Below are 12,844 nucleotides of genomic sequence, written 5' to 3'. Positions count from 1 at the left end.
CCACAGAATGATGTCACGCTGAAAATGCCGGCCTTTGAATGGGTTCATGTGCAGCTCCATCAGCAAAAGGGGATGATAAGTTTATCACCACCGACTATTTGCAACAGTGCCCAAAAAACTGTTTATCAAAGGGAAAGCAGAGAAATACCCGGCGCTTCAGTCACTGATATCAACGACCAGCCTGAATCTGAAAGAGATCGAAATCCACTGGCGTGAAGTGCTGCGTCTGGCAACCTCGATAAAGCAGGGAACCGTGACGGCATCCCTGATGCTGAAAAAGCTTGCCAGCTATCCCAAGCAAAACGGACTTGCCAAAGCACTGAGAGAAATTGGCCGCATTGAGCGAACCCTGTTTATGCTCGACTGGTTCCGCGACCCGGCTCTGCGTCGGCGGGTACAGGCGGGGCTGAATAAAGGCGAAGCCCGTAACGCGCTGGCGCGTGCGGTATTTATGCACCGACTGGGAGAAATCAGGGACAGAAAACCGGAAAATCAGAGCTATCGCGCCAGTGGACTGACGCTGCTGACGGCTGCCATATCCCTGTGGAATACCGTCTATATGGAAAGAGCGGTCGATGCCCTGAAGCGTAAAGGGGTGAAGATCAACGAGCAACTGCTGTCGCATTTGTCGCCGTTGGGCTGGGAACACATCAATCTGACAGGTGATTATATCTGGAAAAGCAACCGGATACCGGCTTCTGGTAAGTTTCGTCGGCTAAGACCAGCTAAAGTCGAAAGGTCAAAAAACAGCCTTAACGTACAATAATTTTCGATATCCAAACTGACCCCGAATACAAGGACAATGCCGGTACCGCCTGATTACTTCTGGCGTCGTCTACAATGTTACTCCAGGCATATGCTGCGTCGTCCGGGGTTTGTTTTGGATCTATGTCCAATGTCGGCCAGACGTGGCCCTGATGATTCTTGCCCTTTGTACAGGAAGTGATTAAGTGTACTGAGCGTTCAGAGAACATTATCTTCCTTACATACCCATAGAACAGCTTTCTAAGAACGGTGGGCTCGGCTGAAAATTACAAATCAGCCCCTTTCACGGCATCATTTTGATTCTTCGCGTCTGCCCCAGTAAGATGACCGGTTTTCTGCATGACAGTGTTATTCCTAACAAACGCAACACAAAACCACGCCAGCCAGAGCAAATTTTTTCATTTGCTGCGTAAAGCCTATTGTTTTCTCTTTTAAGCTTCGCCCACTCGTTACAGAGGGTAACATCATCAAGCGCTGTTATATGCTTCGCCTCACCTTCGACGATAACGGTATGGATACCGTATGCTGTAAATCTCATACTATTTTCCAGAACCCAGTTGCGGTATTCGTCGAGTCCACCTTCGGAACCGGTAGCTCTGCGCCACATTTCAATTTGCTTGTGTGATGGGTCAAGTGTACTTGTCATTGAAGCCTCGTCTCAGCGATAACGCTTGAAATAGCCCGCTTTGGTCATCATGAAATTAGCCATCTGACTGGCGATTTGATTGTATCTTACTCATAGTGCCCTACCTATAGGTTAAAAAGGGGCATTTTCGCTTTATAGCGTGTTCAGCAGCATCAATCCTCCCAAGAAAGGCTGGCTTATTAAGCCGGTCCATCATTTTCTGTATATCTCTCATCAATTTTTATATCCGCCCTGGAGTGCACCGTTCAAGCACACCGATTAGGCAGATAGTCACTAGTTAACTCTTTACTAGTGACTAAATTCCATTGATATACGTGACAACGTCACGTCATGAAAGCTTTTAAATGCCTATTTTTCATACAATGGGATTTAATTAGGAGTAAATCCCATAGGCTTACATAAGGATGACAATTAAAAGCGTTAAATATCAACCAGATAGAATGATTACCCCCAATTAATGGGCTCATCACATTATTTCACTGGCTGGGGTTATTGCTGGCATATCTGAAAGTGCTAATATGTTAGTCATTAGTAATTAGTAAAGCCTTTACTAAACGCGTTTCTACGTAAATTCTATAGGTTTTATAGTGTCCTACCTTTGCTCAAATCAAAATGTTCTGACATACCAAAATGGAGTGTAAAATGACTCAAAACCAGGGTTCTGAGCCAGTACCGGCGAGCCGGACAGGGCAGCTCATCAGCGCCCGGGATATGGCCATGCAGAAATTCGAAGAAGGGATGCGGTTAATCTCGGAAGCGTCGGAACTGTGCGGTCTCTCTCTCTTCACCAGCAGAATTATGCAGCCCAACGCATTTGGTCTTCCGTCGTCACTGGATCGCACCATCGAGGAGGGGCGTAAGGAAATTGACCGTAAAACGTGGAAAAGGCTCTTTGAAGAAACAGGTATGGACCGGTACTGGAACCATAAGCAAAAAGAAGCCTTTAACGAATCCCTTCGTACGGATCCGCCCGTCGCTTCCCTGGAGATTGTTAAGGGAACATTACAGCATGCACTGGCTAACAGACGAGACACCCTTGCAGAAGGTTTCGTTGATGTTCTCAACAAGCTTGACCGAAGTTTCAAAAGCAATGCCAGGCAATATACAATGCCAAAAAAGCTTGTTCTTCGGGGGATTTTTCCTGGTGTGAACGTGCTGAGGTACAACGGTTTCTCGCAGGACAATCACTTTTGTTTACGCGACTTTGAGAATATTGTATGCATCTGTTCTGATACTCCAACACCTGCAACCGGCGGTGGGCTGAGTATGGTCGACAGGCTGACGGCCATGAGAAATACAGAATTCACAGGCGAGGTCAGTGATGAGAATGGCTGGCGGTGTCGCCTGTTTGAGAATGGAAACGTTCATATTTGCATCGACAGTATCTCGCTTCTGAATGCTCTGAACGATCTTATCAGCATATATTTTGCAAACCAGCTTCCGGCCGCAGGAAAAAAATGATGATTGAAAATGATAAAGAAAAAAGCCTGAACGATGCTACCCCGCCAGAGGTGCAGAATGACATCCGCAGCGAATCCACTGAAAAATCAAAGGAAATGGGTCGTTCAAGGTACTCATCTATCGCGATGATCGATTACTTCAATGCAATCGAACGTCTGTGCAAAGAGAAAGAAATTAACCCGGAAAATATCGATCTGAGCTTCAAAGTTCACTGGCTCAGAAACGCTGTTGGCGGCTCGTTTGCAAGGTCACAGGAGATGTTCGCGGAGTACCAGAAGTATGTTAAAGAGGTTCCTGAAGAGGCCCGTTACCTGGATATACCCGATGAGGTAAAGGTTGCACTCGGCGATATTATCTCGTACATCACCTGGCACTACCGTAGAAGCTATACCGCAATACAGAATGATAGTGTTAAAAAAGCTGAAGCACGTAGCATGCAGCTGGAGGAGGAGGTAACGCAGCTGTTACAGCGGCTTGAGCAAAGCGCTACCGATATGGATGAGCTGAAACTTGAGAATCAGGCACTACAGGGTCGATTAGAGATCCGGGACAGTACCGTCAAGGAGTTAGAAACAAGGCTGAATGTTGCCGAAGCAGAACTCGAAACCTGCCATCACCAGTTAGATAGCACACGGCATGAATTGAGCCTCGCACAGCAGTCAAATGACTCACTCTCCCAGCAACTGGCTGAACGTAAAACAGAGATCGCTGGTCACCTTGAATATCAAAAAAAGCTGAACGAAGAGATCAACACGCAGCGTTCTGATAACGCCGGTCTTTCCAGACAATGCGACCAGTTAAGTCAGACTGTGTCAGATACAAAGGCAGAGAGGGACAGGTTTGAACAGGAATTGATTGCTGCACAGAACCTTTGTACTGAGCTGAAAAGTGCACTGTCCGGGAAAGAGGGTGACCTGGTGGCGGTGAATGCCGAGCTTACTGAACTCCATAAACTAAACGAGTCGCTGAGCGCCGACCTGAATAAAGTAACTTTGGTCAGCCAGGGCTATGAAGCGGAAGTGGCTGAACAAAGCAATGAACTCAAAACGCTCCAGGCCAAAGTAATGAAGCTGGAAGCTACCCTGGAGGCGGAGAAAACAATCTCAGAATCCCTAAAAGGCACCATTGATACATTAACTGGTGCAATGGCAGGGGGAGGTACTGGAAAGTCAAAACAGCCGCGTAGCAGAAAAACATCATGATAAATGAAGCCAGGTTGATACACTTCTCTGCATCCCCTGGCACATAAGAACTTCTGCGGACATTCAGCCCGTCCGCAGGAGTTTTCGTCCTTCAGTCAACAAATGCACTACCTTTTTTGAGTCTCCACTTTCCAGAGCAGAAAACACGTTACCGATTCTACCAACAGCTTGTATCTGAGTGATAACCCCAGTCTTGTAATCATCTAGGATCCCTGACAGGAAAGCGTTCAGTTTTGTCTGTTCGCTTAGCGAAAGCATGTAGGACATTTTTTCTCCATTTTAAGCAGGTGTGTCAGTTGAAAGAGGTTTGCGTGATTCTGGAAAATGAGGCAGCACCATAGTTTCAGATGCTGTGGTCGCATCCCAGTGCCACCATCCATAAGGCCCATATTCACGGTTGTAATAATCTTTTTTGAGTTGCTTTCGGGCCAGATAAGCAGGAGTGGCCATACCAAATACTTCCATCGGGAACGGCTTATCGCTTTTTGTGTCGAGCAGGTAGAAGTCAGGGAACACCTCACTAATACTCGCATCATAACGCATGGGCTTAACGTACTGCCGGTGCTCTGCATCCAGCTTTTCTGCAACAACCGCCTCATAGGAGGAGTCCAGAGGTATCCAGTTCTCGCTAACGTGCATCAGCACAATTTGATGAGCTCTTACAGAAGGGCCTCTGCCGGTTACCGCAGCTGGTGACGTCAACGCAAAGACAACTATTTTCGCCCCGGATTTCCATGCTGCGTACTCCGATGAAAATCGTTTCTTTACGCTATCCCAATGGACTTCTGAATTGAAAAAAATCAGCGGTAGCCCCCCAAAATTCCGCAGGGGTAAAAATTTAAGTGGCTTCTCATGCTTTTCAGCATCGTAGCGAGGTAAAACTGACAGGAGCATGAGACGTTTATCACTCATCGCCTGTGATGAAAGACGCTGAATTTGCGACTGAGCGACAGGTTGTTTCGGGTCAGGTACACCAATGAATAAATGGTCACCTATGCAGGCTCTGCCGGTACGAATTTGTTTAGCGGTTTCAAGCAGACGATACCGTACCAGTGAATCGTTACGTTTCCCTGCCATTTTCGGGTACCAGACATTCAGACCAGACTCTGTCCACAAAAGACTAAGCAAGCCCAGGAGGGTCATTGAGGCCTGACCTCCTTCTGGTCGCTGAACATGGGGCAGGGGAGGCACTTCTGATTTTTCAGGAGGATCTTTCTCTGTCATACCGATACCGAGCCTTACAGCCATATCACCTTCGGTTGTAATCCGGACCACACCACTCGCATATCCTTTCAGGCCGGTATGCCGGGCATCAAGGGAGAAGAATACACAGGAAGGATCATGCTCAATGCCCGTGTTAGCGGCTTTGACGAGAATAAAGGCATCACCGTTCGGTAAAGCACGAACATAAAGTCGCTTTTCTCCTTTTCCACGACATCCGCAGGTGATGACTGATTTTTGACCTGAGGTGTGGTGTGCCTTTTTAAGAGCCGACTGCCACCCTTTAGCAAACTCATCCTGCGTTTGAAAGTCAGGTGAATACCTTTTGACGTTTGGATCGTCGTCGTAAGCAATCATCACTGCGAATTTTTGGCTCATAGTAGTCTCCTAAACAGGAAGTTTAATATCCCAACCAGAGCAACACTTCCTGAGCGTCATACTGTTCCTTTACGCCCATGTCGCTAAAGAATTCTTCGAAATCTGTTTCGGGAACGCAATGCCTGGACAGTTCTTGTAATGCTCGTTCTTTAGATACCGTCTCACCTTCAGCTGATTCGAAATACGTCATGGTTGACCTCTGACATTATTACAACAATCTTAAGCATTTAAATTGATGAAGGAGCTCAGGTCAGCTGACTTCGTCGTAAAACTGCCGCAAGCGCTGGGAGGCTGCAAATTCAATTCGTGACTTCAGCAGTTTGGCGACGGCCGCAAAGACATCAACGACCACGGAGTTCCCAAACTGTCTGTAAGCCTGTGTATTGGACACAGGGATACGGAAAACACTTTCCCCGGGTTTATCGAAGCCCATTAGCCTGCTGCATTCACGTGGCGTTAGCATGCGTGGCCGACGGTCCATGTTGTATGTGTTATGGAAATCAGTTTCTCCCAGTTCATGAGACCAGCCCCGATCAATAAGAATTTCAGATCCGTCTTTCATATAGCGGCTTGAGAGGGTTCTGGTGACACTATTAACATTGGAAGGATCTACTAGTCCAAAACCAAAACCATTGCCTTTTGCCGCATGTTTCTTTGCATAGTTGTATAAGTACTCCCAGAGTTTAGGGGAGAGGATGTATTTACTATCTACGCTCGGATCCAGTAAATCTGAGAGAGAAGGGCGCTTGTCCGGATAAAAGTCTTTAATGTCTCTCAGAGTAAAACCGTCTTTCAGACGTAGGTCGCGGCGAAAACCAATAAGGACGATACGTTCACGGTGCTGGGGTCGGAAATGACGGCCATCGATGACTTTAGGATCATCCGCGCCCGTGCTTTCGCTGTTTGCGACGTCGTAGCCAAGCTCATCGAGCGTTTTCATGATGATGTTAAAGGTATTACCCTTATCGTGACTCTTCAGATTTTTTACGTTTTCCAGAACAAAAATTGCAGGTTGTTTTGCCCGGATGATCCTGGCCACATCAAAGAAGAGCGTACCCTGAGTGTCGCACTCGAAACCGTGTTTGCGACCCATAGAGTTCTTTTTACTGACACCGGCGATGCTGAATGGCTGGCATGGAAATCCCGCAAGAAGAACATCATGATCCGGGATAGAGGCATCGATAAATTTGTATGCCTCGTCATCAGTAACCTCGGGCCGGTTGCTAAGAGTGATGTCACGGATGTCTGAATTGAAGCGGTGCTCGTTCTCATCGCAATACCAGTTCGCCCGGTAAGTACGGCTGGAATAAGTATTCCATTCGCTCGTGAAAAGACATTTACCACCGATGGCATCAAATCCGCTTCGCAGTCCACCTATCCCTGCAAACAGATCGATAAAGCTAAAGTGCCTGTCCTCATAATCAGCAGGTCGTGAAGGTATTAAAGTCTGTAGATAGCGTCCATCTGCGATACTCAGCTCACAATGCTCAGGTATGCATGTAACCTGACGTTTAAGGGATGCACGGGACCAATTACTGCCATTTTCATCATTTAATACCTGAGCCAGATATTTCAGGTCATAAATGGTCGAAGCTGTTAACAAAGTTTTGTGGATCAGAGATGGTGTTTTATCCACATCATTCAGGTCTGTCTCAAGATCATGAGTGTAACGTTTCATCCAAACTCTCTCAGGAATAATATCTTTGAGATAGATTAACACGCTTAATTTGGATTATTTTTTGGTTCAGGTTCTAAATTTATTGTGATTATTCTGCCTTTAAGTTGCAAAAAGATTGGTTTTAAGCCCGCCCATGAAATAATGACTTGTTAAAATACTGCCTGTAAATAGGCTTGTGGATACATGTCTGTACTCAACAAATCAAGGTGAAATGATGTTTTTTTTAACAAAGTTACTTTTGCCCATCATGATTGTTGTATTCCCAGTGGCGTCCTGGGGGAACTCAACAACTTTTGAGGCAAAGGTGGTTAAGATTGTTGACGGTGACACCATAACTGCGTTGGATGCTCAAAACACAACCATCAAAATACGGATGTATGGTATAGACGCTCCTGAATCTAAACAGGCTTTTGGCCAAAAAGCAAAACAGGCCTTAACCACAGCTATAGCAACTAAAATCGTTACCGTGATAGACCATGGTACGGATATCTATGGCCGTATGTTAGGTACCATCTGGTTAGATGGATATGATATCAATGCCTCTATGGTGGACAGTGGATATGCGTGGGTTTATCGGTTCGAAGATAACGCCATTGTCCCTGGCTATATCAAATATGAATCCGCAGCACAAAAGGAGGCAAAAGGGTTATGGGCAGACACCAACCCTGTCCCACCATGGCAGTGGAGACAGGCAAACGAAAAGCCCAGAAAGGTGAAAGAGAAGAAATAACCATGATGAAAGAGCCTCATCCGTTACTTCAGTTGGTACTAAACGATTCCGGTCGTCTAACCATGCCTGTTTATTATAGAGATCAACAGTATTGCCCGACTTGCCTTACAAAGGTGTTGAAGAGTGAGGATGGAAGTTTGGCGCACCTCGGGGAAATAAATCAAAATACATGTAGACCTTCTATTTCAGTAGTTGTGACAAAAGCAATTATTGAAATGTTATGTGACGGGGAAAAAATATATGTAAATCCAATACGACACCGAGGCCGGGTGCTGGCACCCTCAGTAATTTTTTCTCCCGACACTCACACTTTCAAACCGTTTATAAATACAGACTATCAGCCTGTGGGAGCAAACTGGAAAAGTGAAAAGGGATATAAACTCGGTCTGTTTTATCTCAAAGATCGAGCCAACTCTATCAATAAAGAGGAATTTGATTTCATTGCCGTTATAGACCCTGAGGCAATGCAGAAAGAATTTATTTCGGCCTGGTCTGAGGTTGATGAAAAAAATCCATTGGAAACGCTGAAGCAGATCTTACGATCTAAAAACAACTCTTCTTTATGGGTAAAATGGCCTGGCAAAATTGAGCATGCGCAAAAAGGAAATTACAACGAAAATTACTGGTTCGATTATCAATCTGATAATCAGGAAGTGAACTGTACGGTCTCTGTTGTAGGTATCGAAGGTAACAGTTCCGGTGAGACAATTTATAGATTGCAAACTTTGCTAAAGCGTAAGCTCAATGAATATCAACTGGTTCGGTCTTTAGGGACTATTATGCTTCTTGATAATACCGGGAATATGATTCCATCAAACCATCCTTATTTTGAAGTCATCTCAAAAGCATGTATAAATGGAGTGCGTGACTTTGTTCGTCAAAACCCGTGGGTAGTCTGACGGTCAACTATAAAGCATAATATAATTAGTAATAACAAGGAACAGACATGAATGAAAACTCAGTAATCTTAATAAGTTTATTTTGGTTTTTTTTGGGATCGAGTGTTGTAGCTGGTTTTATGGATGCATCATTATATTGCTGGATTTTTGCAGCCATAAGCGCATTGTTTCTTCTTTCGGTGATACAAACACCAAAGGAGTTAACGGTATCTATTAGTCATATGACAAGCAAAACGCTGATCTCAAAGACAGATGATGGATACACATTTAGCATTTCACCTTACGGAGACGGGTACCGCTTATCAGTCTCGCCTGAAAATCGTCACAATGGTACCCAAAGCTTTGACGGCTGGTTCCCACGTTTTTTTTCCGAACCACAGTATGCCAAATCATCTTTAACTAAATTTCTCGGTGAGTCCTTAGTATGGGAAGAAGATTCAAGTAATGCTCTATGAGATTACTTATTATAAATTTTTCTATTAATCTCCATGGAGTGATATATGAATTTGGCCTATTTTTTATTTTTGTCTATAACTGTTATGCTTACGAGCTTTATTATTAAATCACTTGTCGTATTGGTAAAGTTCAAATTACTTCGTGATGAACGTCTCGAATATACCAGCAATAAAAATATTGATGAGATGTACGATTTAATGAATGCGAAGGAAGAAATCCTCATAAGGCATCATAAGCAGATGTTGGCATTGCATCTTTCACTATTAATATTCGTTCTATTTATTGCTTACATTTACTAAAAATAATTTTATTCAACATTTCAACAAAGGGTTTTCAATGGAAAGCTTCGAAACTGAACAAATGATTCAATATGCTTTCTACATAAATATCGTAATAACGACTGGTTTGGCATGGTTTTGCTTGCGGTCAGGATTGCATTACAATTTTTTCAGAAAAGCAGAGAGTGCCAGAACAAAAGGGCTGAGTAGTACCTCTACTGAACACGGTCCAGCAATAGTGAGACTAAAGAAGCTACAAGCATTAGTAGATTTTATTAGTAACTGTGCTTTTCTAATCCTTTCAATTGGCACAGCTTATATTTTGTATGTTTGGAGCCACAGTTAACTCATACGAGGTAACTTCGGCAGGTAACAACTTCTAATGCAGGACTTTAATAACTCTAAGGGATTCTACATGAAAAAAGACGATCTAATTACGCGTTGTAAATTACTTAAAGGCGAACGCGATGAGTCTATCTTTACCATATTAATTGGGATAGTAGTAAAGCTGGGGCTGGTAGGCCTGGCATTCTATCTGTTGCTTGGTTCCACGATTGATTGGTCAAGCTGGAAAACTTATGCCGCCATGTTGATCTTGGGAGCATTTCTCTAAAATCTTGAACCTTTTTTCACTCATTACAAGCCATGACCTAGTGCGTAGATCATACGATCTTTAAACCTTATGTCATTGATTTATAAGTACATATAACAAAGATTATGTTAAATACTGTATGTATGTACAGCATCAACAGTTGCCCCCCTCATATTGAGGTAATTGCTACATTCATACCACTATTCTTCTTATAGTATCGACATCCTGAATTATTGCACCCTACTGCTTTGTCTTTAGCTGTTCCGAATTAAAATTCATTGCTCAATTTGGATCACATGACGATCAGCGTATTCCTTTGCTTTATCAAAGTTAAGTTTTTAAAACATAAGATATGTAATGACAAATTCTCAATCTGATTTTCCTTTGAACGATCAAAATTTTCAGGCAGATTTGCTGAAAATCAAAAAGGTTTTCGCCGACCTTATAACGCAGGCATCAGATGGTAAGATACCCATAAGGTCTTCTCATGTACACGGCTTACACCATTTCGAGGAGCTCTACATCCGGGCAAGAGCAGGCATGTGTTCGGTCCTGGGATATCCGGTCATGGTTGTTTCAACTATCTCAGTTAAAGAGCCCGGCACAGGCATTTTTAGAGCGCTTCTTGCAGAATTGAAATGTATTGCAGATGAACAAAATTACATTTTGAAAATTGAAAATGTACTGCCTCCCCTATTCCGCAAATACCTTATTCAAGAAGGTTTTGTTTTCCCAGGTGAACCTTGGATGTGTGGTTCCGGCTATTGGTTTAAGAACCCACAAGTACTTCATGAAAATATTGAGTTATTATCTGTTTAAGTCGATCTAACAATTTCACTGGAGCTAACATGTCCCCGGAATTGGTATCAGACATTGCAAGAGTGGCGCATGAAAAGCTACTTTCAATTTTAACGGAGTGCGGCATAGAGAAGACGGCAGGCACTTGCCTTTTTGCAAGCTATCTTGTGTGTTATTTAGCAAAAACTAAAGGTCTAGATGCTGTTGTCCGTGGGGGTAACGGTGCAGATGATGGCGGTATATTTATAGAGTGTGGTGGCTTTGGCCATTATTGGTGTGAGTTGAATTTCGAAGAAGTGCAATATTATATTGACATCACTTCCGAACAGTTTGGGTTTCATCCATACATAGTGAAACTCGCCAACGATATAACAGGATGGCCTCGATATATTCCTGGTGATCAGGAAACGGTCGATAGTCATTTAGAACAATTATTACGCGACGGCTATACAGAATAGGCTGCGTATACCCTATCGCAGCCTTTCAGGCTCTTAACCCTTGTGACCTGTTAACGGAACCACTCAGGATGACGCTGCCGATCAACTTTGATAACCTGCGAATTAAATTCAACGACATCCGCTGGAGTAAGCATTAATTCATCAGGATTTACAATAAATGGTCTTAAAACCACTTCGCCACCGTCTTCTTTTGCACCGTAGATATTAATAAGAAAGTGCAGTCGTTGATTTCCTTCAGCATTGCGTTGCCATTCTCTAAAAGTCAAAGTTTGTTTAATATAGTTTGTTAAAAGAAATGCGAATTCAGATTCTTCCGTTTGTGAGATACCGATTTTGTTAGACATTTTTTTTAGTATCTTTCCGAGCATGGACACACAGGCATCTAGACTTAACGATGTTGAAATTTTGGTCGTATTAAAATCCTCCTGCGAAAGTGAAATCATCCATGTATTATCTTTATGATAGTCGGTAATATAAATAAAATGAGATGTAAAAGGCGTTGAGTGATTGAACTCTCCTAAGTTCCATCCATACTGACTCACTGTATTTGAGCTAAGTTCTTTGTCGGTAATGTTCATAATTCATACCTTTCGATAAAGTCTGTAATGATAATTAGCTATCTCAAAGGACCAGAACAACTCTTGAAATAACCACACTCGAAGAATTTATCATATTGAACACCCCTACCTAATAACCTTGCCGACTTAATAAATCACAATAGCCCTCCCCTGACATTTTAAAATGCTACTTGAATTTTTGATAGCTTATGGTTGTTTTATGTTCTTTGTGATACGCATATGTCATCTTCTCTTTCCAGTACCAATCTTGTAGATCCTGCAAGTCTAGCCCATTTTTCTCACGTATGCTTTCGTGTAATTCGCTAAGCGCGAGTTTATCATTAGGTTTATAAATGGCTAATTTTTCTTCAAATAAATCCAGCCAACGTTTCCCCATCTTACGACGCAAAACAAACACCATCGTGATAAATGTAATGAAATGCACAGCAATTAGTTCCAACTTATGCGATTGCTGACCAGATAAAATTACTATTGTAACAACAGGGATGGCCGTATATAAAGCAATCAAAGCGACCATAAGTTGGTATGGTTTTTCCCGTATTACCATGTTCATGGGTAAACCAGAGGACGCTACTGCTTGCCAAAATCTTAAAGGGGAGCCCGCAGAATTCGGAAAAAATCGTACGCTAAGGTTTTCCGGGCATCCGTAAGGGCCGAAACTTCCCGTCTTCCAGTCTGCGGCTCTGCCGCCAGACGTAATCGCC

At 43.4% G+C, this 12,844-nt stretch carries 13 protein-coding genes and 2 pseudogenes; 9 read left to right on the top strand and 6 right to left on the bottom strand.

The features are described 5' to 3' along the window. Window positions 1-115: 115 nt before the first annotated feature. Window positions 116-756, top strand: a pseudogene (locus ACJHX7_RS25605) (Tn3 family transposase); the annotation flags it as partial. A 292-nt stretch (window positions 757-1,048) separates the two neighbouring features. On the opposite strand, the gene ACJHX7_RS25600 reads toward ACJHX7_RS25605, so the two are convergent. Beyond that, window positions 1,049-1,303, bottom strand: coding sequence for a hypothetical protein (locus ACJHX7_RS25600; RefSeq protein ID WP_064768025.1), 255 nt, complete (start codon window positions 1,301-1,303; stop codon window positions 1,049-1,051). Between the two features lie 750 nt (window positions 1,304-2,053). On the opposite strand from ACJHX7_RS25600, the gene ACJHX7_RS25595 reads away from it, so the two are divergent. Together ACJHX7_RS25595 and ACJHX7_RS25590 are read left to right on the top strand one after the other, a co-directional pair. Then, entirely contained in the window at window positions 2,054-2,872 is an 819-nt protein-coding gene (locus tag ACJHX7_RS25595; protein WP_000193209.1) for a DUF4942 domain-containing protein, read from the top strand. Next, the gene (locus tag ACJHX7_RS25590; RefSeq protein WP_001572381.1) at window positions 2,869-4,074 is read left to right on the top strand and encodes a hypothetical protein; all 1,206 of its coding nucleotides are present in this window, start codon (window positions 2,869-2,871) and stop codon (window positions 4,072-4,074) included. Before ACJHX7_RS25595 ends, ACJHX7_RS25590 begins: the two co-directional genes overlap by 4 nt. 279 nt (window positions 4,075-4,353) lie before the next feature. Here ACJHX7_RS25590 and ACJHX7_RS25585 read toward each other — a convergent pair whose 3' ends face one another. The 3 genes from ACJHX7_RS25585 to ACJHX7_RS25575 are packed head-to-tail and all read right to left on the bottom strand — an operon-like array spanning window position 4,354 to window position 7,351. Beyond that, window positions 4,354-5,673: a DUF1173 family protein gene (locus tag ACJHX7_RS25585; protein ID WP_000078514.1), complete on the bottom strand. Its 1,320-nt coding sequence runs from the start codon at window positions 5,671-5,673 to the stop codon at window positions 4,354-4,356. Window positions 5,674-5,695: 22 nt separating this feature from the next. Beyond that, a complete protein-coding gene (locus ACJHX7_RS25580) occupies window positions 5,696-5,863 on the bottom strand; it encodes a hypothetical protein (RefSeq protein WP_000220758.1) in 168 nt (55 codons plus the stop codon). A gap of 60 nt (window positions 5,864-5,923) precedes the next feature. Further along, the gene (locus tag ACJHX7_RS25575; protein WP_000833382.1) at window positions 5,924-7,351 is read right to left on the bottom strand and encodes a DNA cytosine methyltransferase; all 1,428 of its coding nucleotides are present in this window, start codon (window positions 7,349-7,351) and stop codon (window positions 5,924-5,926) included. A gap of 214 nt (window positions 7,352-7,565) precedes the next feature. Between ACJHX7_RS25575 and ACJHX7_RS25570 the strand changes: the two genes are divergently transcribed. The 6 genes from ACJHX7_RS25570 to ACJHX7_RS25545 all read left to right on the top strand — a co-directional run bounded on the left by ACJHX7_RS25570 (window position 7,566) and on the right by ACJHX7_RS25545 (window position 11,562). Beyond that, on the top strand, window positions 7,566-8,081 hold the full coding sequence (locus tag ACJHX7_RS25570) for a thermonuclease family protein (RefSeq protein ID WP_001572389.1): 516 nt from the start codon (window positions 7,566-7,568) through the stop codon (window positions 8,079-8,081). A 2-nt stretch (window positions 8,082-8,083) separates the two neighbouring features. Then, window positions 8,084-8,980 (top strand): hypothetical protein, encoded by an 897-nt coding sequence (locus ACJHX7_RS25565; RefSeq protein WP_000975182.1) that lies wholly within the window; start codon window positions 8,084-8,086, stop codon window positions 8,978-8,980. 47 nt (window positions 8,981-9,027) lie between these two features. Further along, window positions 9,028-9,435, top strand: coding sequence for a hypothetical protein (locus ACJHX7_RS25560; protein WP_001572392.1), 408 nt, complete (start codon window positions 9,028-9,030; stop codon window positions 9,433-9,435). Between the two features lie 694 nt (window positions 9,436-10,129). After that, window positions 10,130-10,327, top strand: coding sequence for a hypothetical protein (locus tag ACJHX7_RS25555; RefSeq protein ID WP_000710701.1), 198 nt, complete (start codon window positions 10,130-10,132; stop codon window positions 10,325-10,327). Between the two features lie 336 nt (window positions 10,328-10,663). Further along, on the top strand, window positions 10,664-11,125 hold the full coding sequence (locus ACJHX7_RS25550; protein ID WP_000185304.1) for a hypothetical protein: 462 nt from the start codon (window positions 10,664-10,666) through the stop codon (window positions 11,123-11,125). Window positions 11,126-11,154: 29 nt separating this feature from the next. Beyond that, on the top strand, window positions 11,155-11,562 hold the full coding sequence (locus tag ACJHX7_RS25545; protein WP_000074418.1) for a hypothetical protein: 408 nt from the start codon (window positions 11,155-11,157) through the stop codon (window positions 11,560-11,562). 50 nt (window positions 11,563-11,612) lie between these two features. Here the strand turns inward: ACJHX7_RS25545 and ACJHX7_RS25540 are convergent, their stop codons facing one another. After that, complete coding sequence (locus ACJHX7_RS25540; RefSeq protein ID WP_001027750.1) at window positions 11,613-12,140, bottom strand: hypothetical protein; 528 nt, start codon at window positions 12,138-12,140, stop codon at window positions 11,613-11,615. 166 nt (window positions 12,141-12,306) lie between these two features. Continuing rightward, window positions 12,307-12,844, bottom strand: a pseudogene (locus ACJHX7_RS25535) (hypothetical protein); the annotation flags it as partial.

This window comes from Escherichia sp. WS1451, from assembly GCF_046487365.1.
Classification (GTDB): Bacteria; Pseudomonadota; Gammaproteobacteria; order Enterobacterales; family Enterobacteriaceae; genus Escherichia; species Escherichia coli.
This window is presented reverse-complemented; position numbering and strand designations above follow the sequence as displayed.